A 26,701-nucleotide genomic window follows, 5' to 3' on the forward strand; every position below is an offset into this window, starting at 1 on the left:
GGTCCGCCCGGGCGTCAGCCACGCACAGGGGTGGTGCGCCTCTCCCCCACGGCCAGCCGAGCGTCCGCAGGCAAGGCCGGAGTCGGCGCCGTCCGCAGCTGCGAGGTCCCGACCACAGGCCGCGGGCGGCAGGACCCGCCTGGCAGGGGCGTCGGCCAGCGGGCGGCCGCTGGATCCTCGGGGCTCTCGTCGGCCACGGCCTGCGACGGCTCCGCCGGGGAAGCCGTCTCGACGGCGCGCCGGCCGCTCCACAGCCGGACCAGCCGGCGACGGGACGGCTCTTCCACCCCGTGGTGGAGCCCCGCCGCCAGGACCAGGCAGAGGGCCACGAGGACGGGGACGGCGAGCGCGCCGCCGGGCGACTGCGCGCCCGCGCCTGCGGGGTCCCGCGCGATCACGGCCATACCGATGTCCCGCACGACCCAGTGCACCAGGTACAAGCAGTAGGAGATCCGGCCGCCGTAGACGAGAGCGTCACGCGACAGGAAGCGCCCCAGCCCTCCGCCGCCCAGCGCCAGGCCGGCGATGAACATCGGCCAGCCCGCGACCGCGACGGCCGCGTACTTACCGAACTCCCGGCCCGTCGCGAGGTCCTGACCGGTGCGCCAATTGGCCCAGAGCAGCACGACACCCGTGGTCACCAGAGCAGCGGCGGTGAGCCGCCGGCCCCAGCGCTCCCCCCGCTCGGTGCCCTCCAGCCGGGCGACGGCGCAGAGGGCGAGGATGCCCGCGACGAAGCTGCAGGTGATGCGCAACACCCAGTTCATCTCGATGTCGTCGGTGCCGTGCAGGAACGAGGTCAGGGCCAGCGGGGACATCGCCGCGGTGGCGAGGACCAGGGTGGCCGCGGGGTGGACCCGCAGCAGCGGGCGCATCGCCAGGGCGAGCAGCGGGAAGGCCAGGTAGGCCAGCCACTCCGCGCTGATCGACCAGCCGGGAGCGACGTAGCTGACGTCGACCAGCGAGGACTCGCCCCACATATGGGTCATGGTCACCTGGCGCAGCAGGATCGTGAGGTCCAGCGGCGGATGCCCGCTGATGACGTTCGGGTTCAGGCCCAGCCGCGGGCAGACCACGAGCCACGCGCACGCGACCACCGTCACCGTCATCCACGCCGGCCACACCCGGGCGAAGCGGTTGGCCACGAACCGTGCCGCACCCGCGGTCGACCAGCGGCGGCCGCACTCGTCCAGGTAGCTGCGGGCGATGACGAAGCCGCTGAGCACGAAGAACAGCTCCACGCCGATCCAGCCGGCGCTGAGCACGGCGTGCAGGCCCGGCAACTGGTCGACGTAGGGCATGAGTTGGCCCTCGAAGTGGAACAGGACGACCCACGCCGCGGCGACGATCCGCAGCCCGGTCAACGCCCGGATCTCCGACCGCGACCGGCGGACGGCGCCCGGCGCGGACGGGTGGGTGACTGCGCTCGTGCTCGGCGCGGTGGACATCGGGTCTCCCGGAGAAGCAGCGAGGAGGATCGGTCCGTTCCTGTGGACGCCTTGGACGCTAGTCACGCTCCGCACGCGACTGTTAACTCGAAACCCACCGAAAGCCGACGCCGTTGAGGCAACACATGCCAGGGGTCGCGCCCCCTGTCACACCCGTCCCGCGCACCCCGTGCGCCGCGGTCCGGAGCGGCCGGATCAGCCGGCCAGACGGGACCCGTGCCGTCCGGCGACGACCTCCAGCCGGGTGGGGATGCGGGTGCGCAACTCCTCCAGGTGGCTGATGACGCCGACCGTCCGGCCGCCGCGGCGCAGCTCGTCGAGCACGTTCATGACCGCGTCGAGGGCGAGTGCGTCGAGGGTGCCGAAGCCCTCGTCGACGAAGAGCGTGTCCATCTGGATGCCGCCGGCCTCGGCGGTGACGACATCGGCGAGACCGAGGGCGAGCGCCAGCGACGCCATGAAGCTCTCCCCGCCGGAGAGGGTCTTGGTGGGACGCCGGGTGCCGGTGTACTCGTCGAAGACGTCGAGGCCCAGCCCGCCACGGGCCCCGTACCGGGCCTGCGCGTCGCTGTGCAGGAACGTGTACCGCCCCCCCGACATCTCCTGCAGCCGCCGGCTGGCGACCTCGGCGACCTGCTCGAGCCGGGCGGCCAGCACGAAGGACTGCAGCCGCATCCGCAGCGTGTTGGCGCCGCGGCCGTTGACCAGGTCGGCCAGGCCGGCGACCCGCCCCGCCCGGGCGCGGCGCTCGGCGAGCTCCACCTCGGCGGAGACCACCTCCCCGGCGAGCGCGTCGAGGGCGCCCGCGCAGCGCCGGGCCTGCTCCAGAGCCGCGACCGCCTCCTCACGGCGGGCGGTCAGCTCCGCACAGCGCTGCTGCAGCGCGGCGACGTCCGGCCGCGGGGGCAGGTCGGTGAGCTCCGGGTCGCCGAGGGTGGCCGCGACGACCGACCGGGCCTCGTCGTGCTCCCGCAGGCGGCGCTCGAGGACGGTCAGCTGCCCCGCGTCGAGCAGCGCGTCGGCGGCGTCGAGCAGGTCGGCGAAACCGGCGGCCGCGGCCCGCTCCACGGCGGTCTCCCGTGCGGTGTCGGCGGCCGTGCGGGCGCGCAGCTCCTCGCCCTCCGCGGACAGCACCGCCTCGCAGCGCTCGGCGGCCGCGGTCAGCCGCCGGACCCGCGCCGGCAGGTCGGCGTCCGCCCCGCGGGCGGCGTCGAGCCGCGCGGTGAGCTCCGTCAGCGCCTCCTCCCGCGCCGCGCGTTCGGCGCTGCGGCTCTCCATCGTCAGGCGGTCGGCGGCGAGCGCGGCGGCGGCCGCGTCCAGCTCCGCCTCGCGGGCGGCCAGGTCGCGGCGCGCCTCCTCGACCGTGGCAGCCAACCCGGCGACCTCGGCGAGGGCCGCGCGGGCCTCCTCCGCCCGAGCGGTCAGCTCCTGCAGCGGCAGGTCGCCCGCCCGGGCGTGGAGGACGGCGAGCTCGCGCTCGCGTTCCTCGACGGCCCGCCGGGTGGCGGTCGCCCGCTCCTCGGCCGCATCGGCCGCGGCGCGGGCCCGCTCCTCGTCGTCGGGGGAGACGACCGGACCGGCGTGCACGGCCGGCCGCGGGTGGTCCGTGGCGCCGCACACGGGGCAATCGGCGCCGTCGACCAGGCCGGCGGCCAGCTCGGCCGCCATGCCGTCGAGCCGTCGGCTGCGCAGTTCGACCAGGTGCTCGCGGGCCTCCAACCAGGTGGTCCGCGCCGCGTCGGCCGCCACCCGGGATGCGGCGAGCGCGGTCGCCGCACGGTCGGCCTGCGCCGCGGCCACCAGCGCCGTCCGGGCCGACTCCTCGGCCGCGGTCAGGCCGGGCAGTCGCGCTGCGGCATCGACGGCGGCGTCCACCCGGTCCTGCGCCTCGGCGATCCGTGCCGGCCAGACCCGGGCCGCGGCGGTTCCGCGCTCGCAGCGGTCGGCGAGCGCCCGGATCTCCCGCTCGAGCCGGGTGACCTCGCGGGCCAGGCCGACGGCCCGGTCGGCCTCCGGCACCAGTGCGCGGGCCGCCGCGGCCTCGTCCCGCAGCTCGCGGGCCAGCAGCGTGTCGGCGGCGGGGTGGGTGGGGTCGTCGAGCGAGGGAGCCACCTCGGCCCAGGCGGCGCGCGCCGACTGCAGTGCTGCGGCAGCGGCCTCGGCGGCCAGCGCGGTGCGGCCGGCGGTCTCCAGCACGTCCCGCAGCGCCTCGGCACGGCGCCCCGCGTCGGCCCGGGCCCGCAGCGGGCCGAGCTGCTCCTCCTCGGCCGTGAGCCGGACGAGTTCCTGACGGGCCCGGTCGCGCCGGGCGTGCCGGTCGGCCAGGGCGCGGGCCCGGGCCAGCTCGCCGTCGAGGCGGGCGCTCTCCGCGGCAGCGGCCTCGGCCGCCGCGGTCGCGGCGGTGAGGTCACCGGCGGCCCGGGCGCGCACCGCGGCGACCCACCCGTTCACCGAGGCGCCGGGCTGGGCGCCGACCAGCTCGGGGGCCAGCTCCTCGGGCACCTCGACGTCGGCGATCTGCGCCACCCGGTGCAGCAGGGTGCTGATCCGGTGCCGGTCGGCGCGCAGCGTCTCCTCGGCGGCGCGGCGCTCGGCGGCCAGCCAGTCCTCGGCGCGCGCGAAGCGCCCCACGTCGAAGAGGGTGCGCAGCAGCTTGGCGCGGTCCTCCGGCTCGGCACGCAGGAAGCGGGCGAAGTCGCCCTGCGGCAGCAGCACCACCTGGCAGAACTGCTCGGCGGACAGGCCCAGCCGCACCCGCAGGTACTCCGAGCCCTCGTCGATGCGGGTGCTCACCGGCTGCCACCTGGCACCGTCCCACCGCTGGACGGTGAGCCTGGCCTGCTCGGTCGTCTCGCCGGCGCCGCGCTTCTTCGGCCTGGTCTGCTCGGGTCGGCGGACGACGAGCAGCCGCTCGCCGGCGAGGGTGAGCTCGCAGGAGACCTCGGTGCGGGTGGCCGCGTCGGCGTGGTCGCTGCGCAGCCGCTTCTCCTCGCCGCGCGCGCCCGGGACGGTGCCGTAGAGGGCGTAGACGACGGCGTCGAGCAGCGTCGTCTTGCCCGCGCCGGTGGGGCCCCACAGCAGGAAGAGCCCGTCGCGGGCGACGGCGTCGACGTCGACGGTCTCGGTGCCGGCGAAGGGCCCGAACGCGGTGATCGACAGGGAGTGCAGCCTCACTGGGCCAGCTCCTCCCGGGCCGCCGCGCCCAGGGCCCGGACGAGCAGCTCGCGCTCGGCGTCGCTCATCCCGACGCCGTTGCGGACGTGGGTGACGAACTCACCGGCGACCTCAAGGTCGCTGCGGCCGCGCAGCCGCTCCTGGTAGCTGCGCCCGTCTCCCCCGGCGGTGCCGCCGGTCCACTCCAGGTGCACGCAGTGCGGGAAGCGGGTCTGCAACTGCCGCATCGGGTCCGAGGGCCGGACGTCGTCGGTCAGCCGTGCGGAGACGAAGTGCTCCTCGACCGCGGCGTGGGCCGGGTCGGCGAGCAGGTCGTCCAGGGTGCCGGTGAGCACGGTCAGCGGACGCGGGGTGGGCAGCGTCAGCGCGCGCACGCCGGCCAGCCCGGTGGCGTCCAGGTCGACCAGCCACACCTGCTTGTCCTGCCCGGCCTCGCCGAAGGAGTACGCCAGCGGCGACCCGCTGTAGCGCAGCCGCTCGGTGATCGTCTGCGGCCGGTGCAGGTGCCCCAGCGCGACGTAGTCGACCCCGTCGAACACCGGCGCGGGCACCAGGTCGACCCCACCGACGCAGATGTCGCGCTCGCTGTCGCTGGGCACGCCCCCGCCGACGAAGGCGTGCGCCAGCACGACCGACCGGGTGCCGGGGCGCAGGAACAGGTCGCGGCGCACCCGCTCCATCGCTTCGGTCAGCACCGCTTCGTGGGACCGCGCACCCGGCAGACCGAGCTCGTGCCGGGCGATCTCCGGCTCCAGGTAGGGCAGCCCGTAGACGGCCACCTCGCCGTGCTCGTCGCGCAGCAGCACCGGCTCGTCGAGCCCGGCGGTGGTGGCGCGCACGTGCAGACCGGCGGCCGAGAGCAGGCCGGAGAAGGTGCCCAGGCGGCGGGCGGAGTCGTGGTTGCCCGGCGTCAGGACGACGGCCGCGCCGGCCCGCAGCAGCCGCCCGACCACCCGGTCGAGCACGCCGGTGGCATCCGCCGAGGGCACCGCGCGGTCGTAGACGTCACCGGCGACGACCACGAGGTCGACCGCTTCGGCGACGACGACCTCGGCCAGCCCGGCGAGCACGTGCTCCTGCTCGCGCAGCAGGTCGGCACCGTGCAGGGAGCGGCCGATGTGCCAGTCGGAGGTGTGCAGCAGCCGCATGGGCGCAGAAGGTAGGTCGGGGTGCTGACAGAAGTGCCCAGCCACGCCGTGACGGGCCCGTCACACCCCGCTCAGAGGCGGGTGGTGCGGTGCCCGGCGGTCCACCCGGCGGGGGTCCAGCCGTCGTCGTCCCACCCGTCGCGCGGCGGCGGCACACCGGCGCCGCCGCGCCGGTCGACGTCCTCCTCCATCAGCGCGACCAGCAGCTGCTGGACGCCGTCGCTGTCGGGCACCCGCTCGAGCACGGTGGTCCCGCCCTCCCCGAGGGACTCGATGGTGAGCGTCCCCGAGCGGACCAGTCGCTGGCCCAGGGTCTGCCGGTAGGAGACGTCGGCGATCCGGGACAGCGCGATGTCGCGGCCCCGGCGGGCGAGGACGCCCTCGCGCAGCAGCACCCGGTGGGTGGTGACGACGTAGTGCGTGGTGCGCCAGCGCAGCACCGGCCGGAGGACGGCGACGACGAGGACCACGAGCGCGAGCCCGGCGAGCACCGCACGGACCGTGCCCTGCGCGGCCCCGGCGGGCACCAGCGCCGCGCCGAACGAGGTGCCGCCCACCACGAGCAGGAGGACGAGGACCGGACGGACGAGGGTCAGCCAGTGCGGGTGCAGGTGCCGGACGACCTCTTCGTCCTCGGCGAGCAGCTTGTCCGGGTAGGGCACCCGGACAGGATGACGGAGGGTGAGTGTTAGATCACGGCTCCCGCGCCGGTGCGCGCACGTGTCGCACGTCGCCGCTCGCGAGCTCCACCGCGCCCTGCCCCGTCCGGACGACGAGCCGGCCGTCCCAGTCCACCGACTCGGCGACCCCCTCGAGGGTGGAGCCGTCGGGCAGGGTGACGACGACCTGCGCGCCCACCGTCGAGCACCACGCCAGGTAGTCACGGGCCAGCCCGCTCGCCACCGGGTCGCCGAGGCTCCGCGCCCAGGCGAGGTAGCGGCGTTCGAAGGTGCGCAGGAACTGCAGCAGCACCGCCGCCCGGTCGACCGGCCGCCCGGCCTCGAGTGCCAGGGAGGAGCCGGTCTCCGGCAGCTCGTCGGCCCGGGTGGAGACGTTGAGGCCGACGCCCACGACGATCGCCCCGCTGCCGACCTCGGCGAGGATGCCGGCCAGCTTCGCGCCGCCGGCCGCGAGCAGGTCGTTGGGCCACTTCAGCGAGGCGCGCACGCCCGGCACCTCGCCCACCGCCTCGGCCAGGGCGACACCGGTGAGCAGCGGCAGCCACCCGCGGCGGGCGCTCGGGACGTCGGGGCGCAGCAGGAACGAGACGGTGATGCCCGCGCCCGGCGGGGAGGTCCAGACCCGGTCCAACCGCCCCCTGCCGGTGACCTGGTGCTCCGCCGCGAGGACCGTCCCCTCGGGGGCGTCGTCGGCCGCGGCGGCGAGGAGTGCGGCGTTGGTCGAGCCGATCTCGCCGACCACCTCGAGTGACCGCCACAGCGCGCTGTCGGAGGTGAGGGCGGCTGCCAGCGCCGGGCCGTCGAGCGGGGCCCGGGAGGGGTCGGCAGAGGCGGACGGCGGGCGCTCGGGCACTCTTCTACGCTACGGAACCCGAGAGCGAGGGAGCTCACGCCCGGGCACGGCAGCGCCCGACGCGGCCGGTGGGCGCCAGCGAGGAGAGCACGTGAGTGAGCCTGCGAACTCACGGATGGACGCAGCAGCGCGGCGCGAACGCGCCGACGAGCGCAGCGAGGAGAGCACGTGCGCGCGGCTGAACTGGAGAGCGCCGGGGACCCGGTCCCCGAGCAGGTCGACATCCACACGACCGCCGGGAAGCTGGCGGACTTCGAGCGACGCGTGCAGGAGGCCACCCACGCGGGCTCCGAGCGCGCCGTGGAGAAGCAGCACGCCGCGGGGAAGATGACCGCCCGCGAGCGCATCGAGGCGCTGCTGGACCCGGGCTCGTTCACCGAGCTCGACGAGTTCGCCCGCCACCGCTCCACCACCTTCGGCATGGAGGCCAAGCGGCCCTTCGGGGACGGCGTCGTCACCGGCTACGGCACCGTCGACGGCCGGCCGGTCTGCGTCTTCTCCCAGGACGTCACGGTGTTCGGCGGCAGCCTCGGGGAGGTCTACGGCGAGAAGATCGTCAAGGTCCTCGACCTGGCCATCCGCAACGGCTGCCCGATCATCGGCATCAACGAGGGCGGCGGCGCGCGCATCCAGGAGGGCGTGGTCTCCCTCGGCCTCTACGGCGAGATCTTCCGGCGCAACGTGCACGCCTCCGGCGTCATCCCGCAGATCTCCCTGGTGATGGGCGCCGCGGCCGGCGGGCACGTCTACTCCCCCGCGCTGACCGACTTCATCGTCATGGTCGACCAGACCAGCCAGATGTTCATCACCGGCCCCGACGTCGTGAAGACCGTGACCGGCGAGGACGTCACCCTCGAGGAGCTCGGCGGCGCCCGCACGCACAACACCAAGTCCGGCGTCGCGCACTACCTGGCCGAGGACGAGGCCGACGCGCTGGACTACGTCAAGGCGCTGCTGTCCTACCTGCCGAGCAACAACCTCGACCCGCTCCCGGCGATCGAGGTCGCCCCGGCCGACACCACGCACGACGGCGTCACCGACTCCGACCGTGAGCTCGACACCTTCATCCCGGACTCGGCCAACACGCCCTACGACATGCACACCGTCGTCGGGCACGTGCTCGACGACGGCGAGTTCCTCGAGGTGCAGCCGCTGTTCGCGCCGAACATCGTCGTCGGTTTCGGCCGGGTCGAGGGCCGGCCGGTCGGCATCGTGGCCAACCAGCCCACCCAGTTCGCCGGCACGCTGGACATCGACGCCAGCGAGAAGGCGGCGCGGTTCGTGCGCACCTGCGACGCCTTCAACATCCCGGTGCTGACCTTCGTCGACGTCCCCGGCTTCCTGCCCGGCACCTCCCAGGAGTGGGAGGGGATCATCCGCCGCGGCGCCAAGCTGATCTACGCGTACGCCGAGGCGACGGTCCCGAAGATCACCGTGATCACCCGCAAGGCCTACGGCGGCGCCTACGACGTCATGGGCTCCAAGCACCTCGGGGCCGACCTCAACCTCGCCTGGCCGACCTCGCAGATCGCCGTCATGGGCGCCCAGGGCGCGGTCAACATCCTCTACCGCCGGGAGCTGGCCGACGCCGACGACGCCGACGCGCGCCGCGCCGAGCTCATCACCGAGTACGAGGACGCGCTGCTCTCGCCGTACATCGCGGCCGATCGTGGGTACGTCGACCAGGTGATCCGCCCGTCGGAGACCCGCATCGAGATCACCAAGGGACTGCGCCTGCTCGCCAACAAGCGCCAGACCCTGCCTCCGAAGAAGCACGGGAACATCCCGCTGTGACCGCCGAGCCGACTCGGCCCCGTCCCGGCGGCCCCCCTGCAGGGTCCCGCCGCGAGCCTGCGAGTGGCGGGGGGCAGGGGGGTCCTTCTGCTCGGCCTGCGGAGGGTGGGGAGGACGGTGTCCGTCCGCTGCTGCGGGTCGTCACGGGCGAGCCCTCGGCCGAGGAGCTCGCCGCACTCACCGTCGTCGTCGCCGCCCTGTCACAGCGGCGCACCCGTCGTCGGTCCACCCCGATGGGGACCTGGGCCTCGTTCGAGGACGCCCACCGGCGTCCGCTGCGCCCGGGCCCGGGCGGGTGGCGCGCCTCCGGGCGGTTCGCATGACCGAGCGTGCGAGTTCATGCGGCAGACGGGCGGAGCCGCCGATGCCGACGACGAGCGCCAGCGAGGAGGAAGCATGAGCGTGGACCGCAGGCTGGTGCTGGCCTCGGCGTCCCCCGCCCGGCTGGCCCTGATGCGCCAGGCCGGGCTGACGCCCGAGGTCGTCGTGAGCCAGGTCGACGAGTCGTCCGTGCGGGCCGCGCGGGTCGGCGAGCTGGTCGCCCTGCTGGCCGCGGCCAAGGCCAAGGCCGTCGCCGAGCAGGAGACCGACGCGCTGGTCGTGGGCGCGGACTCGCTGCTGGAGTTCCGCGGCCAGGCGCTGGGCAAGCCCGCCGACACGCACGACGCCCGCGACCGGTGGCAGCGGATGAGCGGCAGGAGCGGCGTGCTGCACACCGGCCAGGCGCTCTTCGACGTCCGGGACGGCCAGGTGGTCAGCCGGGACGTCGCCGTCGTCTCCACCGTGGTGCACTTCGCCAGCCCCACGCCGCAGGAGATCGAGGCCTACCTGGCCACCGGCGAGCCGGTGGCAGTGGCCGGCGCCTTCACCCTCGACGGGCTGGGCGCGCCGTTCGTCCGGCGGGTGGACGGCGACCCGGCCGCGGTCGTCGGCCTGTCGCTGGCCACACTGCGCACCCAGCTCGCCAAGCGCGGGCTGGCGATCACCGACCTCTGGCGGCGCTGAGACGAACCGGTCCACCCTCAGTCGCCACATCCGTCACTCCGGGCACGGACACCACACCGGTGGGGCCTCCCGAGGGCCCGGACGACGATGCTCGTCACGTGACCTCGCAGCGCGTCGTCCTGCACATCGGGACCCCGAAGTCCGGCACCACGTACCTCCAGGACCTGCTGTGGGACTCGCGGTCCGCGTTGGGCGAGGTGGGCGTCCGCTACCCGGGTGAGCACCCGGGCGCGCACTTCCACGCGGTCCTCGACGTGCGCCGGGAGGGTTTCCACGGCTGGGTCGACCCGGCCGTGGAGGGCGCCTGGGACCGGCTGGTCAGCGCGGCCCGCGAGCACGCCGGCACCACCGTGATCTCCCACGAGCTCTTCGGGGACCTGAGCGCGGAGCAGGCCGCCCGACTGCTGGCCGACCTGGACTTCGCCGAGGTGGACGTCGTCGTCACCGCCCGCGACCTCGCTCGGCAGCTGCCCGCCGTGTGGCAGGAGAACGTCAAGAACCGCAGCCCGCTGCCGTTCCAGCACTACCTCGACATCGTCTGCCCCCGTTCTCGGCGCCGTGGGACCCCGTACCACCCCGCCGAGTGTGAGGAGGGCTACGCCACGGAGTTCTGGCTACGGCAGGACCTGGCCGCCCTCCTGCGCCGCTGGGGGGCCACGCTGCCGGCGTCCCGGCTGCACCTGGTGACCGTGCCGCCCAGTGGCGCCTCGCCCGCGGTCCTCTGGCAGCGCTTCGCGGAGGTCCTCGGCGTCGACCCGGCCGTCGCGACGTTCCCCGAGGGCCGCCGGAACCAGTCGCTCGGCCGGGCGGAGAGCGAGCTGCTGCGCCGCCTGAACGAGCGGCTGGGGACCAGCCTGGAGTGGCCGGTCCACGAGGCACGGGTCACCCACCTGCTGGGCCGGGTGACGTTGCCCGCGCGACCGCAGGCGGTGGCCCTGAGCCTGCCGGACGACGTCCGGGACTGGGCCGCCGCCCGCTCGGAGTGCATGCTCGGCGAGCTGGCCGGGATGGCGTTCCAGCTGGTGGGCGACCTGGACGACCTGCGGGTCGGCACGGCCCGGGGCACGGACCCGGACGGGAGCGCCCGGCCCGACGACCTGCTCGACGCCGCCCTCGACGCCATCGCGGCCCTCATCCCGGTCGGCCTGCCACCGGTCGAGCCGGCTCCTGGGGAGACGACCGCGGCGGAGGCGCCCGCGGACGACGTGGTCGCCGGCGACGGAACCGGTCCGGTCGCCGACGCCGCGCCGTCCGACCCCACCCTCGACACCCCGGCCGACACGGCCGTCCCGCCCGTGCCCCGGACGCCGCTCTCCGCCGCCCTCCCCGGTGCGGTGCTGCCGCGCACGGCCCGCGTCCTCCGGTCGTTGGCTCGTCGACCCCTGCGTGCCGCCGCCGCGCGTACGGTCGTCCCGGCGCCCCCGAGACCCTCGCGCCGCCGCGCCACCGTGGACGCCTGACGTACGGGGGGTCCTGCGGCCCCCGCCGACGACGGCCGACGACGCTGGCTAGAGTCCGAACGGTCGTCGTCCGAAGGAGGACTCCGGTGCAGAAGGTCCTGATCGCCAACCGCGGCGAGATCGCGGTGCGCGTCGCCCGCGCGTGCAAGGACGCCGGCCTGACCAGCGTGGCCGTCTACGCCGAGCCCGACCGGGACGCGCTGCACGTGCGCGTGGCCGACGAGGCCTTCGCCCTCGGGGGGACGACGCCCGGCGACTCCTACCTGGTCATCGACAAGGTCCTGGACGCCGCCAAGCGGTCCGGTGCGGACGCGGTCCACCCCGGCTACGGCTTCCTCTCGGAGAACGCCGACTTCGCCCAGGCGGTGCTCGACGCCGGGCTCACCTGGATCGGCCCCTCCCCCGAGTCGATCATCGCCCTCGGCGACAAGGTGCAGGCCCGGCACATCGCCATGAAGGCCGGCGCGCCGCTGGTGCCCGGCACCAAGGACCCGGTCGGCGGCGCCGACGAGGTCGTGGCCTTCGCCGAGGAGCACGGCCTGCCGGTCGCGATCAAGGCGGCGTTCGGCGGCGGCGGGCGCGGGCTCAAGGTGGCCCGCACCGTGGAGGAGATCCCCCACCTGTTCGACTCCGCCGTCCGCGAGGCCGTGTCGGCGTTCGGCCGCGGGGAGTGCTTCGTCGAGCGCTTCCTCGACCGGCCCCGGCACGTCGAGGCCCAGGTCCTCGCCGACACCCACGGCAACGTGGTCGTCGTCGGCACCCGCGACTGCTCGCTGCAGCGGCGCAACCAGAAGCTGGTCGAGGAGGCCCCCGCGCCGTTCCTGACCGACGACCAGCGGGCACGCATCCACGAGTCGGCCAAGGCGATCTGCCGGGAGGCCGGGTACCACGGCGCCGGCACCGTGGAGTACCTCGTCGGCGTCGACGGCTCCATCTCCTTCCTCGAGGTCAACACCCGGCTGCAGGTCGAGCACCCGGTCTCGGAGGAGACCAGCGGCATCGACCTGGTCCGCCAGCAGTTCCGCATCGCCGACGGCCTGCCGCTGACGATCACCGAGGACCCGACCCCGCGCGGGCACAGCATCGAGTTCCGCATCAACGCCGAGGACGCCGGCCGCAACTTCATGCCGGCTCCCGGCCCCGTGACCCGGCTGGAGATCCCGCAGGGCCCGGGCGTGCGCTGGGACTCCGGCGTCGAGACCGGTGGTGAGGTGGCCGGCGCGTTCGACTCGATGCTGGCCAAGCTCATCGTCACCGGCGCCACCCGCGAGGAGGCCCTGCAGCGGGCCCGCCGGGCGCTGGACGAGCTGGTCGTCGAGGGCATGCCGACGGTCGTCCCGTTCCACCGCGCCGTGGTGCGCGACGAGGCGTTCACCAGCGAGCCGTTCAGCGTGCACACCCGGTGGATCGAGACCGAGTGGGACAACCAGGTCCCGCCCTACTCCGCCGCCCCGGCCGAGCACGACGAGCCCGAGGAGCGGCAGACCGTCGTCGTCGAGGTCGGCGGGCGCCGGCTCGAGGTGTCCCTGCCCGCGGGCCTCACGGCCGGGGGCGCGGGCGCACCGGCCGCGGCCGGCGGGCCCAAGCCCCGCAAGCGCGGCGGCGGGCACGGCGGGTCGGCCGCCTCCGGCGACTCCCTGACCAGCCCGATGCAGGGCACCATCGTCAAGGTCGCCGTCTCCGACGGGGACACCGTGGCCGAGGGCGACCTGGTCGTCGTCCTCGAGGCGATGAAGATGGAGCAGCCGATCACCGCGCACAAGAGCGGGACGGTCAGCGGCCTGTCCGCCGAGGTGGGCGCCACGGTGACCAGCGGTGCGGTCATCTGCACGATCTCCGACGCGGGGTAGTCCGCCCTGCACGTGACGAGGGCCCGTCACCGGGGACCGGTGGCGGCCCCTCGTCGGCCCCGTTCCGTGGCTCAGGCCCCCCGGGTCCCCGGGGCCCCGTCCGGCGGCCCCTCCTGCAGGGTCCCGCCGCGAGCCTGCGAGTGGCGGGGGCAGGAGGGTCCTCCTGCCGAGCTCGCGAGGGGTGAGAGGGACGGGGTCCTCCTCCGAGCGGTGGGGAGGAGGGGGTCCCCCCTCGGCCGGCGCTCGTCCCGACCGTGCCGTGCCTGGCGCGGAGGCCGGGTTCAGCCCCGGCCGCGCACGCCCCGCTTGCGGGTGACACCCCAGCCGGCGAGCACCAGGACCCCCAGGCCCGCGGCCGCCGCGACCGGCGGCGCCCAGTCCGCCCCCGCGGCGGTCCGGACCGCCGCCGGCACCGGCTCGATCAGCTGCACGCCGGCGACGACCGGAGCGGCCGGGGCCTCCGGGGCGGCGGGCACCGGGGCGGCGGGCACCGGCGCGACCGCCTCGGCCGGGACGGCGGCTGAGGCAGTGGCCGGGGTGGAGGCGCCCGGGATGGAGGCGGGCGGCGCGGCGGCGGCCGGCGCCGCGGCCAGCACCTCCGGCGCGGTGGTCTCGGGCAGCGGGGCCACCGGGACGACGGCACCGGCGGCGGGGACGACGGTCAGCGTGGCCCCCGCGGCGGTGACGGCGTCGACGGTGACGGTGAAGGCGCCACCGGCGACCGGCACCGGCACGCCGACGGGCAGCGCGGCGCGCAGGTCGTCGTCCCACCCGGCGGCCGGCGACGGGCTGCCGTCGAGCAGCAGCGCGGTGTCGGGCATCCGGCCGGTGCGGTGCAGCAGGACGCCGGCGTCGAGGCCGAAGCGGTTGCCGGCCGCGCCGAGCCAGGCGTCGCGACCGACCGCGGCCCGCAGCTCCAGCCAGTAGGTGCTGCCCGCGGCATCGGTCAGCCGCACCGCGCGGGTGCCGGCGCGCGACCCCAGCGCGGCGAGGGTGACCGTCGTGGCCGGGCCGGCCGCCTCGACCGGCAGCTGGGCCGAGGCGGGCAGCACGCCCAGCTGCGCGGCCTGGGGCGCGTTGAGCGACCCGACCGAGGCCCAGGAGGCACCCATGACGTCGTAGTAGTCGCGGTAGGGAGCGGTACGGCAGGTGCCGGTCTCCATCGCGGCGTCGCACTGGTGCCCCGAGGAGTGCCCGAGGCCGAAGTTGTGGCCCAGCTCGTGGGCGATGACCGAGGGCAGCACGTCCCGGACGTAGACGCGCCCGCCCGCGCCGGTGCCGGTCCCGACCTGGCCCAGCGCGTAGGCGCAGCCGGGCAGGTCCCGCGGCCGGCTGCTGACGTGGACGACCAGGTGCCGGCCGGGGCCGGGCACGAAACCGGTGCGGTCGGCCACCTCGTTCCACAGGGCGGTCGGGTCGGCGCACCCGGCCGTGGTCTGCAACCAGTCGTGCGCGTCGGTCACGCCCAGCCGGACGGCGCCGTCGGTCTCGCCCGCCCAGAAGTCCGCGACCGGCCCGTCGACGGCGGCGACGAGCTGGGCCAGCGTCGCGCCGTCCCGCTGCCCGCCGGCCGGGACCACCATCGCCACGGTGACCTGGTTGGTCAGCCCGGCCACCCGCGCGGCGCGCGCCTCGGGCGCCTCCTGCAGCAGCTGGGCGCCGAGCACGTCGCGGGCGGGCTCGAAGCCCTCCTGGCCGGCGGCGTCGGGGACGTGGGCGCCCACCGTGACCTCGACGGTGGAGCCGACCGCCAGGCCGGCCACCGCCTCGGTCGGCACGCGGACGGCCTCCCCGGTGCTGCTCTCGACCCAGGTCAGCGGGGCCTCGGCGTGCTCGGTCCCCGCGGCGGACCCGGACAGCTCGACCTCGGGCCAGGCCTGCACGATCTCGCCGACGACGGTGTCCAGCGGCGCGGCCTCCTCCGCCCGGGCCACCGTCGCCGGCAGCGTCAGGGAGAGGGCCAGCGCGGTCGCCGCACCGGCCAGCGCCCGGAGCGGGCGGCGGCGAGGGACGGGGGTGTTCCGGTGGGGGCGCATCCCCCCTGTCCTCGGCAGCCCGCGCGCGCGTCGGCACCGGACGGCGGAGGTCCAGCCGAACCCGCCGTCACATCCGCCTCAGCACTCCCCCGCACCCCGGCGTCCCGCCAGCCGGGTCCCACCCGCCCAGCCGGCCCGGTCCGGAGGCCCTCCTGCAGGGACCCGCCGGAGCCTGCGAGTGGCGGGGGCAGGGGGCCCTTCTGCCGAGCCTGCGAGTGGTGAGAGGGACGGGCTCCTTCGACGAGCGACGGGGAGCAGGGGGCCTGATCCGGAGGGTGGGAGGACGGGGTCCTCTCTCAGGCGAGGGCGTCGGCGCGCATCAGCCGCCGACCGGCCTCGGTGATCGAGCCGGACAGCGACGGGTAGATCGCGAAGGTGTGCGCCAGGTCGCTCACCGTCAGCCCCTTGGTGACCGCCAGGGCGATCGGCAGGACGAGCTCCGACGCCCCGGGGGCGACGACGACACCGCCGACGACGACACCGGTCGCCTGCCGGGCGAACAGCTTCACGAACCCGTCGCGCAGGTCGGCCATCTTGGCCCGCGCGTTGGTGGCCAGCGGCAGCCGGACCACGTCGATGTCGGCGCCCTCGGGCAGCGTCTTCTCCTGCACGCCCACCGTGGCGATCTCGGGGTGGGTGAAGACGTTCGCCGAGACCGTCTTGAGCCGGATCGGGGTGACCGCCTCGCCGAGGGCGTGCCACATGGCGATCCGGCCCTGCATCGCCGCGACCGACGCCAGCTGGAACACGCCGGTGACGTCACCCGCGGCGTAGATGCCCGGCACGCTCGTGCGCGAGACACGGTCGACGACGACGTGCCCGGACGACGCGAGCTCGACCCCGCACTGCTCCAGGTTGAGCCCGGCGGTGTTGGGCACGGTGCCGACGGTCATCAGCGCGTGCGAGCCGTCGACGGTGCGCCCGTCGGTGAGCTCGACGACGACCCCCTTCTCGGTCCGCCGCACCGCCGCGGCCCGGCCGCGCTCCAGCCGGCCGCCGCGGGACTGGAAGACCTCCTCGAGCACCTCGGCGGCGTCGGAGTCCTCGCCGGGCAGCACCCGGTCGCGCGAGGACACCAGCGTCACGGGGACGCCGGCCTCGAGGTAGCCGGAGGCGAACTCGGCACCGGTCACGCCGGAGCCGACGACGACCAGGTGCTCGGGCATCTCCTGGATGTCGTAGACGTCGCGCCAGTCGAGGATCCGCTCGTGGTCGGGCTCGGCGCCGGGCAGCACGCGGGGGTCGGCACCGGTGGCGATGAGGACGACGTCGCACTCGAACGTCTCGGTGACCTCCCCCTCGCCGTCGAGCACCTGGACCCGGTGCTCCACCAGGCCGCGGACCTCGTCGCAGAGCCGGCCCTGCCCGGCGACGACGCGCACGCCCTCGGCGACCAGCCGGGCCCTGATGTCGGCGGACTGCGCCACGGCCAGGCCCTTGACCCGCTGGTTGACCGCGGGGAGGTCGATGCCGACGGTGGTCAGCTCGGACCCCTGCACACCGAGCGCGGCCGAGTCGCGCACGTTGGTCATCGCGCCGGCCGAGGCGATGAAGGTCTTGGAGGGGACGCAGTCGGTGAGCACGCTCGCCCCGCCGACGCCGTCGCGCTCCACCACGGTGACCTGCGCACCGAGGGATGCGGCGACCAGCGCGGCCTCGTAGCCGGCGGGGCCACCGCCGATGATCACGATGCGGGTCATGGGAGTCCTTCGGGGTGCGGTGCGGACACGTCCTCCCGCCATTCTCCCCGCTCCGGGTGACGAGGTGGTCCATCTCGCACGGAGGGGCGTGCCACACGGTCGTAGGCTGCCCTGTGATGGGCCTCTACGCCGCCTACGGGTCGAACATGGACCCCGCACAGATGCTCCGGCGCTGTCCCTCCTCCCCGCACACCGGCACCGGCTGGATCAAGGGCTGGCGGCTGACCTTCGGGGCCGAGGAGTACGGCTGGGAGGGAGCCCTGGCCACCCTCGTCCCCGACGACACCACGCCGGGCGAGTCGCTCGCCCCGGGCGTCTTCGTCGCCCTCTACGACCTCACCGAGGCCGACGAGCGGGCGCTCGACGCCTGGGAGGGCGCCGACCAGGGCCTCTACCGGAAGCTGCACCTGCGGGTGCACACGCTCACCGGCGACCAGGTGGCCTGGGTCTACGTGCTCGACGCCTTCGAGGGCGGGCTGCCCTCCGCGCGGTACCTGGGCGCGCTCGCCGACGCCGCCGAGGCCGCCGGCGCCCCGGACGACTACCTCGCCGAGCTGCGGTCCCGGGAGTGCCGCTCCACCGGCGTCTGACCGCGGGGCCCCGCGGGAGCCGTCAGGCGGGCGTCTCCAGCAGCTTGCGCAGCGCGTCGTCCACCTGCTCGAGGTAGGTCGGCGTCAGCCCGAACAGCGAGGCGTGGCCGTGCACGTCCTCGATCACCCGGAACTCGCTGTCGGGGACGAGCTGCTGCTCCGGGGCGCAGTCCTCGGGCAGGAAGAACTTGTCGCTGCTGATCGGCATGACGACCGTCCTCGCGGTGATCCGGCCCAGCGCGGCGGCGAGGTCCCCGTCCGTGTGCCGGCTGACGTCGCCGTGCTGCCACTTCCACGCCTGGGCCAGCAGGTCGCCGGCGTCCATCGGCTGGAAGTAGGCCTCCAGGAAGCCGACCACGAAGTCCTCCGGCGAGCTGAAGCCCAGCGCCCGCCAGTGCTCGCCGGTCCAGAACTCGTTGGACAGCACGTGCAGCGCGAACAGCCCGGCGTGCCGCTGCAGCCCGCCGCGGACGTCGGCGGGCTCGCGGTACCAGCCCCCGGCGTACCCGGGGTCGGAGGTGAGGGCGTCGACCAGCGTCTGCGCCCAGACGACGCAGTGCTGGTACATCCGTGCGGTGCCGGCCAGGGGCGCGGCCCGCTTGACCCGGTCGGGGAACCGGACCGCCCACTCGTAGGTCTGCTGGGCGCCCATCGACCCGCCGAAGACCAGCGCCAGCTCCTCGACGCCGAGCACCTCGCGCAGCAGCCGTTCCTGGGCGACCACGTCGTCCCCGATGCGCACCCGCGGGAAGCGGCCCCGGCCGTAGGGGCCCGCCAGGTTGTGCGGCGAGGTGCCCAGCCCGCTGCCGATCTGGTTGACGAGGACGACGAAGTGCTCCGCGGGGTCGATCGCCCGGCCCGACCCGACGTAGGTGTCCCGCATGACCGAGTGGTTGCCCGAGTACCAGGTGGGGATGAGCACCGCGTTGTCCTTGGCCGCGTTGAGCGTGCCCAGGGTCTGGTAGGCGAGCTGACAGCCGCGGAGGGTGGGCCCCTCCTCCAGCACGAGGTCGCCGATGTCGGCGAGCTCGAACTCCCCGTGGACCGCAGCGGAGTAGTACGGGTTGTCGATCGACATGGCCGGCCTCGTCTCGCAGCGGGGCTGGGGCCGCAGGCGCGGACCCTTCCGGGACGCTAGCGTCTCGTGACTCGGCTCACACCCCGGGCTCAAGAGTCGCGGAGGAAGGTCTCCAGGAGCTGCTGCGCGGCCAGCGCCGGGGTGAGCTCGCCGGCCAGCACCGCCTTCTCCAGCTCCGGCGCGGCCGCCCGGACCCCGGGGTGCGCGCGCAGCCGGTGCTCCAGGCCGTCGCGCACCAGCTGCCGGGTCCAGCGCACCTGCTGGGTGCGCCGGCGCTCGTCGAACGCGCCGGAGGCCTTCCGCCGGTCCTGGTGCTCGACCAGCTTGGCCCACACCTCGTCGAGGCCCTCGCCGGTCAGCCCGGCGCAGGTGAGCACCGGGACGTCCCAGTCCTGCCCGCGGCCCCGCAGCATCCGGATCGCCCCGGCCAGCTCGCGGGCGGCCTTGCGCGCGTCGGCCGCACCGGGCCCGTCGGCCTTGTTCACCGCGATCACGTCGGCGATCTCGAGGATGCCCCGCTTGATCCCCTGCAGCTGGTCACCGGTGCGGGCCAGCGTCAGGAAGAGGAACGAGTCGACCATCTCGGCGACGGTGATCTCCGACTGCCCCACGCCGACGGTCTCCACCAGGACGACGTCGTAGCCGGCCGCCTCGACGACGACCATCGACTCCCGCGTGGCCTGCGCGACCCCGCCGAGGGTGCCAGAGGTCGGCGAGGGCCGGATGAACGCGTGCGGGTCCACCGACAGCCGCGCCATCCGGGTCTTGTCCCCGAGGATCGACCCGCCGGACCGTGCGGACGACGGGTCGACGGCCAGCACCGCCACCCTCGACCCGGCCGCCGTGAGGGTCACGCCGAGGGTGTCGATGAACGTCGACTTCCCCACCCCGGGGACGCCGCTGATGCCGACCCGCCGCGCTGCCCCGGCGTGCGGCAGCAGCTCGACCAGCAGCTCCTGCGCGCGTTCCCGGTGGTCGGCGCGGTGCGACTCCACCAGCGTGATCGCCCGCGCCACCGCCCGCCGGTCGCCCTCCAGCACGCCCTCGACCAGCGCCGGGACGTCGATGGGACGGCCCATTACTCGTTCGCTCCCGCGGCGCGCCCCGCTCCTCGCCCGCTCTGACCCACGTCGCCTCCGCGGTCGCTCCGCTCCTCGCTCGCAGGGCTCGCTGCGATGCTCACTCCCCGTCGGCTCCGTCGCTCGCTGCGATGCTCACACGCCTGTCCGCTCAGCCGTGCCCGAGACGCTCGGACAGCGTCCGCAGCAGCCCCTGCGCCGCCTCGGCGACCACCGTCCCGGGCAGGAACACCTCGGCCGCGCCCATCTCCTTGAGCGTCGGCACGTCGTCGGGCGGGATGACCCCGCCGACCACGATGACGACGTCCTCGGCCCCGAGGTCGGTCAGCGCCTGCTTGAGCGCCGGCACCAGCGTCAGGTGCCCGGCAGCCAGCGACGAGACGCCGACGACGTGCACGTCGGCCTCGACCGCCTGCCGGGCGACCTCCTCGGGGGTCTGGAACAGCGGGCCGACGTCGACGTCGAAGCCGAGGTCGGCGAACGCGGTCGCGATGACCTTCTGACCGCGGTCGTGGCCGTCCTGGCCCATCTTGGCGACCAGGATGCGGGGACGGCGTCCCTCCGCCTCCTCGAACGCCTCGGCCAGGCGGCGGCACTCCTCCAGGGGGCCGGACTCGCCGGCCTCGTCTCGGTACACACCGGAGATGGTGCGCACCTGGCCCGCGTGCCGCCCGTAGACCTCCTCCAGCGCGTCGGAGATCTCCCCGACGGTGGCCTTGGCGCGCGCGGCGTCGACGGCGAGCTTGAGCAGGTTGGCGTCCAGCTCGCGCCCGCGCCGCCCCTCGGCGGCCGCGCGGGCGGCGTCGGTGAGCCGGGACAGCGCCTCGCGCACCGCGCCGTCGTCCCGGGACGCGCGCAGCTCCTCGAGCTTGGCCTTCTGCTCAGCGAGCACCTGGGCGTTGTCGACCCGCAGCACCTCGATCGCCTCGTCGGCGTCCACCCGGTACTTGTTCACGCCGATGACCGGCTGCCGGCCGGAGTCGATGCGCGCCTGGGTGCGCGCGGCGGCCTCCTCGATGCGCAGCTTGGGGATGCCGTCGTCGATGGCCTGGGCCATGCCGCCGTGCTCGGCGACCTCCTGGATGTGCGCCCACGCGCGGCGGGCCAGGTCGTAGGTCAGCCGCTCCACGTACGCCGAGCCGCCCCACGGGTCGATGACCCGCGTGGTCCCCGACTCCTGCTGCAGCAGCAGCTGGGTGTTGCGGGCGATCCGCGCGGAGAAGTCGCTGGGCAGGGCCAGCGCCTCGTCGAGGGCGTTGGTGTGCAGCGACTGGGTGTGCCCCTGGGTGGCGGCCATCGCCTCCAGGCAGGTGCGGACGACGTTGTTGAAGACGTCCTGCGCGGTCAGCGACCAGCCCGAGGTCTGGGAGTGGGTGCGCAGGGACAGCGACTTGTCCTTCTGCGCGCCGGCCTCCTTCATCAGCCGGGCCCACAGCAGGCGGCCGGCCCTCAGCTTGGCGACCTCCATGAAGAAGTTCATGCCGATCGCCCAGAAGAACGACAGCCGGGGCGCGAACGCGTCGACGTCCAGCCCGGCGTCCTTGCCGGCGTTCACGTACTCCACCCCGTCGGCCAGCGTGTAGGCCAGCTCCAGGTCGGCGGTCGCCCCGGCCTCCTGGATGTGGTAGCCGGAGATGGAGATCGAGTTGAACCGCGGCATCTCCTGGGAGGTGTAGGCGAAGATGTCGCTGACGATCTGCATCGACGGCTTCGGTGGGTAGATGTAGGTGTTGCGGACCATGAACTCCTTGAGGATGTCGTTCTGGATGGTCCCGGCCAGCTGCTGCGGAGCGACCCCCTGCTCCTCGGCGGCGAGGATGTAGAGCGCCAGCACCGGCAGCACCGCGCCGTTCATGGTCATCGAGACCGTCATCCGGTCCAGCGGGATGCCGTCGAACAGCTGCCGCATGTCCAGGATCGAGTCGACCGCCACGCCGGCCATGCCCACGTCGCCGACCACCCGCGGGTGGTCGGAGTCGTAGCCGCGGTGGGTGGCGAGGTCGAAGGCGATCGACAGCCCCTTCTGCCCGGCGGCGAGGTTGCGCCGGTAGAAGGCGTTGGACTCCGCCGCGGTGGAGAAGCCGGCGTACTGCCGGACGGTCCACGGCTGGGTGGTGTACATCGTCGGGTAGGGCCCGCGGAGGTACGGCGGGAGCCCGGGGTAGGTCTCCAGGAAGTCCAGCCCGGCGAGGTCGGCCGGGGTGTACAGCGGCGCGACGGCGATGCTCTCCGGCGTCTCCCAGCTCGCGTCGGCCACACTGCGGCCGGTCGACTCCTCGAACCGCTTGGCCCAGTCGTCGACCGATCCACCCGCGGACGGACGGCCCAGGTCGACGCCGCTGAAGTCGGGGATCGCGCTCATGCCGGCACTCCCAGCTGCTCGTGGACTCGGTGCAGGACGTCGAGCGCGTCGCACCCGGCGTACACGTACCCGTCGACGCCCTCGACGGCGAGCGACGGCTTGCCGGCCAGCCACACCGCGGTGGCCCCGGCGGCGCGCAGCTCCGCGGCGAGTGGCGCCGCGGACTCCGCGTAGTCCTTGTCGGTACCGCAGATGCAGGCGACCGTCGTGCCCGCGTCGGCGAAGCCGGAGACCCCGTCGCCGGACGGCGTCGCCACCCCCCCGGCCTGGAACAGGTTGCCGGCGAAGGTGGCCCGCGCGGTGTGCCGGGCGATGGAGCCGATGGTGGCGAGGTAGACCTGCGGACGCTGTCCGGCGGCGTCGGCGCGGTCGCGCAGCTCCTCGAACGCCTGCGCCGCCCGCACCCGCCGCAGCCCCCCGGTCGGGTGCAGGTCCGCGGCGGGCTGCCGCTCGGGGAGCTTCTCGGCGAGGTTGGGGAACACGCTGACGCCGGTGATGGCGTCGGTGCGGTGCGCCAGCCGCTCGGCGCGGGTGTCCCACGCGGCGGCGATCCGGTCGCGGACCAGGCCCGAGCCGAGGGCGGCGGCCAGCCCGCCGGCCCGCTCGATCTCGGTGAACCAGCTCCAGGCGGCCTCGGCCAGGGCGTCGGTGAGCGCCTCGACGTACCAGGAGCCACCGGCCGGGTCGAGCACGCGAGCGAGGTGCCCCTCCTCGACCAGCAGGTTCTGGGTGTTGCGGGCGATCCGTCGCGAGAAGGCGTCCGGCAGGCCGAGCGCGGCGTCGAAGGGCTGCACCGTGACGACGTCGGCCCCGCCCACGCCGGCGGCGAAGCAGGCGACCGTCGTCCGCAGCATGTTGACCCACGGGTCGCGCTTGGTGGTCATCACCGAGGAGGTGACGGCGTGCTGCCGCTGGCCGCGGACGTCGGGCGAGGCGCCGCTGACCTCACCGACCCGGTCCCACAGCCGGCGGGCGGCGCGCAGCCCGGCGATCGTCGTGAACTGGTCGGCGCTGGCCGCGTAGCGGAACTCGATCGCGGCGAAGGCCTCGTCGGTCGAGAGCCCGCCGCCGGTCAGCGCCCGCAGGTAGGCCACGCCGGCGGCCAGCGAGCAGCCCAGCTCCTCGACGGCGGAGGCGCCGGCGTCGTGGAAGACCGTGGCGTCGACGACGACGGCGCGCCAGCCGGCGGGCGCCCGGCGGGCGACGTCGGCCAGCCCGGTGAGGTCCTGCTCCTCCCCCGAGGCCGCCTGCACGCCGAGCGGGTCCAGGCCCAGCGAGCCGCCGGGCGCGAGGTCGGTGCGGCCGGCGACGTGGGCGAGCAGGGCCTCGGCGGCCGGGAGCCCACCGGAGACCGACACCGGCGCGAGGTCGAGGTAGACGTCGGCCAGGACGTCGCCGAGCGCGTCGACCGGGACCGCCCCCTCGCCGAGCTCCAGCCACAGGGAGGTGACACCGTTCTCCAGGTCGGCGGCGATCGCCTCCTTCGTCAGCGCCACGTCGGGGTGGGCGTGCCGCTGGCGGACGTCCCAGCCGCCGGGCACGTCGCCGGGCGAGCCGGGGCGGGCGCCCCGCACGAAGGGGGCGAGGCCCGGGACGCCGACCGCGGTGGGCAGGTCGCCGGCGTCCTCGGCGGTGTAGAGCGGGGCCACGCTGACCCCAATGGCCACCGGCACCCGCAGCGCGTCCTCGACCGGGTCGGGCAGGTCCTCGCGCCCGGCCTTGCGCAGCACCCCGGCGACCAGCTCCCGCCAGGCCTCCCGGGTCGCGGCCGAGAACCCGGCGGCGAGCCGCAGCTCGTCGGGGACCTCGTGCTCGGCCGGCACCTCGGCGTCGGCTGGTGCTGTCGTCTGCTGATCGCTGGAACTCACGAGGCCTCCTCGGTGGCGCTCGTCGCCCGCCTTCGTTCGAACGGCTGCGTTCTGGGTCCGCTCGCACGCTCGCTCACGCTCGGGCTCCCGGCATCGTCGGTCGATCCGCGTCAGTGTCTACCGTCGCCCACCCGGACCGGAACCGCTGGGGTGCGGTTTCGGCCCGGGCGGCGGGGCCCCTGCGTCGGCGGCCAGCGCGTGCAGGGCGGTACGGGCCATCAGCCGCACGCCGACGGATATCGCGCTCTCGTCGACGTCGAAGGTGCCTCGGTGCAGGTCCAGCGGCGCGCCGCCACCGTGGGTGCCCAGCCGCGCCAGGGCGATGGGCAGGACGTCGGCGAACCAGCCGAAGTCCTCACCACCCATGCTCTGCGGGGACAGCCGCAGCCCGTCGTTGCCGACCGTCTCCAGCGCCGCCGAACGCAGCAGCGCCACCGCCCGCGGGTCGTTGACCACCGGCGGCACCCCCCGCACGTAGTCCACCTCCACGTCGGCGCCGGTGGTGGCGGCGACCCGCTCCACCAGCGAGCGCAGCAGCATCTCCGCGTCCTGCCAGGTGTCCCGGTCCAGCACGCGCACCGTGCCGCGAAGGTGGCCGCGCTGCGGGATGGCGTTCGCCGCGACCCCGGCGTTGACCGAGCCCCACACCAGGGACATGCCCGCGCGCGGGTCGACCTGCCGGGACAGCAGCGCCGGCAGGTCGGTGATCAGCCGGCCGAGCGCGTCCACCAGGTCGACGGTCAGCTGCGGGCGCGCGGTGTGCCCGCCGGGACCGGTGAGGGTGACGTCCATCCGGTCGCAGGCGGCGGTGATGGCGCCGGTGCGCAGGCCGATGGTGCCGGCCGGGAGGGAGGGGTCGCAGTGCAGGGCGAAGGCGCGCGAGGCGCCGTCCAGCACGCCCGCGGCCACCACTCCCGTCGCCCCGCCGGGCACCGTCTCCTCGGCCGGCTGGAAGACGCAGCGCACGGTCCCGGGCAGGCCGTCGAGGGAGTGCAGGGCCAGTGCGGCGCCGAGCAGGACGGTGGTGTGCACGTCGTGGCCGCAGGCGTGGCAGGCGTTCTCGCGGGTGGAGGCGTAGGGGACGTCCTTGAGGTCGGCCAGCGGCAGCGCGTCGATGTCGGCGCGCAGCACCACGGTCGGGTCCCCGGACCCCACCTCGACGACCAGCCCGGTGCCCGACGGCAGCGTCTTGGGATCCAGGGCGGCGTTGCGCAGCCGCTGCTCGAGGAAGGACGTCGTCTGGAACTCGGCGTAGGACAGCTCGGGGTGGGCGTGCAGGTGCCGCCGCACGGAGACGAGTTGCTGGTGTCGTTCGGCCACCCAGTCGTCGACCGCCTTCCCCAGCTCCTCCGGGAACTGGGTCATGCGGTGTGGCCCCCGGCGCACTGGGCCGGGCCGGGCACCGGCCCGGGTGGGAGGCCGGCGGGTCCACTCGTGGGCAGGCCGTCCCGCAGCTCGGCCAGCAGGCTGTCGACGACGGCGGTCAGGTCGCCGTCGTGCGCCGCGGCGACCGCGCGCTGCCGCTGGTAGGACGCGCCGACGGCCAGGACGCGCTCGACGTCGGCCAGCTCGGCCTCGCAGCCCAGCCGGCGGGCGGTGGGCTCGAGCTCCTCGACCAGGTCGGTGATCGCCTGGCGGACCGGCTGCACGGTGCCCTTCTCGTCGACGACGATGTCGGCGTCCAGCCCGTAGCGGGCGGCCCGCCACTTGTTCTCCTGCAGCACCCAGGAGGCCGGCACCGGCAGGGTGTAGCCGCGGTCGAGCTGGGTGTCGAACTGCTCGACCAGGCACTGCGAGAGCGCCGCGACCGCGCCGACCTCGTCGAGGGTGGGCAGCCCGTCGCAGATGCGCAGCTCGACGGTGCCGAAGTCCGGGTGCGGGCGGATGTCCCACCACACCTCGCGGACGCTCTCGATGGCGTGCGTGGAGATCAGCGTCTCCATGTACTCCTCGAAACGGTCCCAGCCCGACAGCTGGTAGGGCAGGCCGGCGGTCGGCATGCCCTCGAAGACCTTCGAGCGGGCCGAGGCCAGCCCGGTGTCGCAGCCGACCCAGAACGGGGAGGACGCCGAGAGCGCCAGGAAGTGCGGCACGTACTGGGTGAGCGCGTTGACGATGGGGATCGCCTTCTCCGGAGCACGGACGCCGACGTGCACGTGGACCCCGAAGATCTGCAGCCGGCGGGCCAGCCACTGCATCTTCTCGACCAGCTGCAGGTAGCGCTCCTTGGGCGAGATCTCCTGCGTCTGCCAGTCGGTGATCGGGTGGGTGCCGGCGCACATCACCCCCAGCCCCCGGCGCTCGGCGGCGGCCTGCACCTCGGCGAGGGTGCCGGCGAGGTCGGCCTTGGCCTGGGCGACCGTGCTGCAGACGCCGGTGATGATCTCGATGGTCGACTGCAGCAGCTCGTGCTTGGCCTTGGGGTGCTCCTCGGCGCCCTCGGGGCGGATCTCGTGGAGGATCTCGACGGCTCCGGCGGTCAGCTGCCGCGTCTGCAGGTCGACGAGCTGCAGCTCCCACTCGACGCCGAGGCTGGCTCGCTCGGAGGACCGGAACGGGATCTCCATCCTCGGGAG

19 protein-coding genes are annotated in these 26,701 nt (G+C 75.0%); 6 read left to right on the forward strand and 13 right to left on the reverse strand.

From position 1 onward, the window contains the following. Positions 1 to 14: 14 nt before the first annotated feature. The 5 genes from ACU610_RS15875 to ACU610_RS15895 form a co-directional block, all read right to left on the reverse strand. Positions 15 to 1,448 carry an acyltransferase family protein gene (locus ACU610_RS15875; RefSeq protein WP_446768672.1) on the reverse strand — a complete coding sequence of 478 codons (1,434 nt, stop codon included), beginning with the start codon at positions 1,446 to 1,448 and terminating at the stop codon, positions 15 to 17. A gap of 195 nt (positions 1,449 to 1,643) precedes the next feature. Next, positions 1,644 to 4,622: an AAA family ATPase gene (locus tag ACU610_RS15880; RefSeq protein ID WP_446768673.1), complete on the reverse strand. Its 2,979-nt coding sequence runs from the start codon at positions 4,620 to 4,622 to the stop codon at positions 1,644 to 1,646. Further along, complete coding sequence (locus ACU610_RS15885; RefSeq protein ID WP_446768674.1) at positions 4,619 to 5,770, reverse strand: exonuclease SbcCD subunit D; 1,152 nt, start codon at positions 5,768 to 5,770, stop codon at positions 4,619 to 4,621. Before ACU610_RS15885 ends, ACU610_RS15880 begins: the two co-directional genes overlap by 4 nt. Before the next feature lie 71 nt (positions 5,771 to 5,841). After that, positions 5,842 to 6,432: a PH domain-containing protein gene (locus tag ACU610_RS15890; RefSeq protein WP_446768675.1), complete on the reverse strand. Its 591-nt coding sequence runs from the start codon at positions 6,430 to 6,432 to the stop codon at positions 5,842 to 5,844. A gap of 31 nt (positions 6,433 to 6,463) precedes the next feature. Continuing rightward, a complete protein-coding gene (locus ACU610_RS15895) occupies positions 6,464 to 7,303 on the reverse strand; it encodes a biotin--[acetyl-CoA-carboxylase] ligase (protein ID WP_446768676.1) in 840 nt (279 codons plus the stop codon). A gap of 168 nt (positions 7,304 to 7,471) precedes the next feature. Between ACU610_RS15895 and ACU610_RS15900 the strand changes: the two genes are divergently transcribed. The 5 genes from ACU610_RS15900 to ACU610_RS15920 all read left to right on the forward strand — a co-directional run bounded on the left by ACU610_RS15900 (position 7,472) and on the right by ACU610_RS15920 (position 13,412). Then, positions 7,472 to 9,097 (forward strand): acyl-CoA carboxylase subunit beta, encoded by a 1,626-nt coding sequence (locus ACU610_RS15900; RefSeq protein WP_446768677.1) that lies wholly within the window; start codon positions 7,472 to 7,474, stop codon positions 9,095 to 9,097. Further along, entirely contained in the window at positions 9,094 to 9,420 is a 327-nt protein-coding gene (locus ACU610_RS15905; protein WP_446768678.1) for an acyl-CoA carboxylase subunit epsilon, read from the forward strand. Before ACU610_RS15900 ends, ACU610_RS15905 begins: the two co-directional genes overlap by 4 nt. Before the next feature lie 73 nt (positions 9,421 to 9,493). Further along, the gene (locus tag ACU610_RS15910; RefSeq protein ID WP_446768679.1) at positions 9,494 to 10,102 is read left to right on the forward strand and encodes a Maf family protein; all 609 of its coding nucleotides are present in this window, start codon (positions 9,494 to 9,496) and stop codon (positions 10,100 to 10,102) included. A gap of 98 nt (positions 10,103 to 10,200) precedes the next feature. Beyond that, complete coding sequence (locus tag ACU610_RS15915; protein WP_446768680.1) at positions 10,201 to 11,562, forward strand: hypothetical protein; 1,362 nt, start codon at positions 10,201 to 10,203, stop codon at positions 11,560 to 11,562. An 86-nt stretch (positions 11,563 to 11,648) separates the two neighbouring features. Then, on the forward strand, positions 11,649 to 13,412 hold the full coding sequence (locus tag ACU610_RS15920) for an acetyl/propionyl/methylcrotonyl-CoA carboxylase subunit alpha (protein ID WP_446768681.1): 1,764 nt from the start codon (positions 11,649 to 11,651) through the stop codon (positions 13,410 to 13,412). Between the two features lie 281 nt (positions 13,413 to 13,693). Here ACU610_RS15920 and ACU610_RS15925 read toward each other — a convergent pair whose 3' ends face one another. Both ACU610_RS15925 and ACU610_RS15930 read right to left on the reverse strand, forming a co-directional pair. After that, entirely contained in the window at positions 13,694 to 15,448 is a 1,755-nt protein-coding gene (locus ACU610_RS15925) for a reprolysin-like metallopeptidase (RefSeq protein WP_446768682.1), read from the reverse strand. A 296-nt stretch (positions 15,449 to 15,744) separates the two neighbouring features. Further along, complete coding sequence (locus tag ACU610_RS15930) at positions 15,745 to 17,148, reverse strand: NAD(P)H-quinone dehydrogenase (protein ID WP_446768683.1); 1,404 nt, start codon at positions 17,146 to 17,148, stop codon at positions 15,745 to 15,747. A 116-nt stretch (positions 17,149 to 17,264) separates the two neighbouring features. Between ACU610_RS15930 and ACU610_RS15935 the strand changes: the two genes are divergently transcribed. Then, on the forward strand, positions 17,265 to 17,738 hold the full coding sequence (locus tag ACU610_RS15935) for a gamma-glutamylcyclotransferase family protein (protein ID WP_446768684.1): 474 nt from the start codon (positions 17,265 to 17,267) through the stop codon (positions 17,736 to 17,738). Positions 17,739 to 17,760: 22 nt separating this feature from the next. Here the strand turns inward: ACU610_RS15935 and ACU610_RS15940 are convergent, their stop codons facing one another. From ACU610_RS15940 to ACU610_RS15965, 6 genes are all read right to left on the reverse strand, one after another. Further along, positions 17,761 to 18,816, reverse strand: a complete 1,056-nt coding sequence (locus ACU610_RS15940) for an alpha/beta fold hydrolase (RefSeq protein ID WP_446768685.1) — start codon at positions 18,814 to 18,816, stop codon at positions 17,761 to 17,763. A gap of 89 nt (positions 18,817 to 18,905) precedes the next feature. Continuing rightward, complete coding sequence (meaB, locus tag ACU610_RS15945; protein WP_446768686.1) at positions 18,906 to 19,895, reverse strand: methylmalonyl Co-A mutase-associated GTPase MeaB; 990 nt, start codon at positions 19,893 to 19,895, stop codon at positions 18,906 to 18,908. A 151-nt stretch (positions 19,896 to 20,046) separates the two neighbouring features. Beyond that, complete coding sequence (gene scpA / locus ACU610_RS15950; protein WP_446768687.1) at positions 20,047 to 22,257, reverse strand: methylmalonyl-CoA mutase; 2,211 nt, start codon at positions 22,255 to 22,257, stop codon at positions 20,047 to 20,049. Then, positions 22,254 to 24,125 carry a methylmalonyl-CoA mutase family protein gene (locus ACU610_RS15955; RefSeq protein ID WP_446768688.1) on the reverse strand — a complete coding sequence of 624 codons (1,872 nt, stop codon included), beginning with the start codon at positions 24,123 to 24,125 and terminating at the stop codon, positions 22,254 to 22,256. Before ACU610_RS15955 ends, scpA begins: the two co-directional genes overlap by 4 nt. Before the next feature lie 117 nt (positions 24,126 to 24,242). After that, positions 24,243 to 25,490, reverse strand: a complete 1,248-nt coding sequence (locus tag ACU610_RS15960) for an amidohydrolase (protein ID WP_446768689.1) — start codon at positions 25,488 to 25,490, stop codon at positions 24,243 to 24,245. Continuing rightward, positions 25,487 to 26,692: a glutamate--cysteine ligase gene (locus ACU610_RS15965; protein ID WP_446768690.1), complete on the reverse strand. Its 1,206-nt coding sequence runs from the start codon at positions 26,690 to 26,692 to the stop codon at positions 25,487 to 25,489. Before ACU610_RS15965 ends, ACU610_RS15960 begins: the two co-directional genes overlap by 4 nt. Positions 26,693 to 26,701: the final 9 nt, after the last annotated feature.

The organism is Geodermatophilus sp. URMC 61 (assembly GCF_052931555.1).

Coding starts and splice junctions, on each gene's coding strand:
- ACU610_RS15875 (WP_446768672.1), bottom strand. CDS start 1,448: ATGTCCACCGCGCCGAGCACGAGCGCAGTCACCCACCCGTCCGCGCCG.
- ACU610_RS15885 (WP_446768674.1), bottom strand. CDS start 5,770: ATGCGGCTGCTGCACACCTCCGACTGGCACATCGGCCGCTCCCTGCAC.
- ACU610_RS15910 (WP_446768679.1), top strand. CDS start 9,494: ATGAGCGTGGACCGCAGGCTGGTGCTGGCCTCGGCGTCCCCCGCCCGG.
- ACU610_RS15925 (WP_446768682.1), bottom strand. CDS start 15,448: ATGCGCCCCCACCGGAACACCCCCGTCCCTCGCCGCCGCCCGCTCCGG.
- ACU610_RS15930 (WP_446768683.1), bottom strand. CDS start 17,148: ATGACCCGCATCGTGATCATCGGCGGTGGCCCCGCCGGCTACGAGGCC.
- ACU610_RS15935 (WP_446768684.1), top strand. CDS start 17,265: ATGGGCCTCTACGCCGCCTACGGGTCGAACATGGACCCCGCACAGATG.
- ACU610_RS15940 (WP_446768685.1), bottom strand. CDS start 18,816: ATGTCGATCGACAACCCGTACTACTCCGCTGCGGTCCACGGGGAGTTC.
- meaB (WP_446768686.1), bottom strand. CDS start 19,895: ATGGGCCGTCCCATCGACGTCCCGGCGCTGGTCGAGGGCGTGCTGGAG.
- scpA (WP_446768687.1), bottom strand. CDS start 22,257: ATGAGCGCGATCCCCGACTTCAGCGGCGTCGACCTGGGCCGTCCGTCC.
- ACU610_RS15960 (WP_446768689.1), bottom strand. CDS start 25,490: ATGACCCAGTTCCCGGAGGAGCTGGGGAAGGCGGTCGACGACTGGGTG.
- ACU610_RS15965 (WP_446768690.1), bottom strand. CDS start 26,692: ATGGAGATCCCGTTCCGGTCCTCCGAGCGAGCCAGCCTCGGCGTCGAG.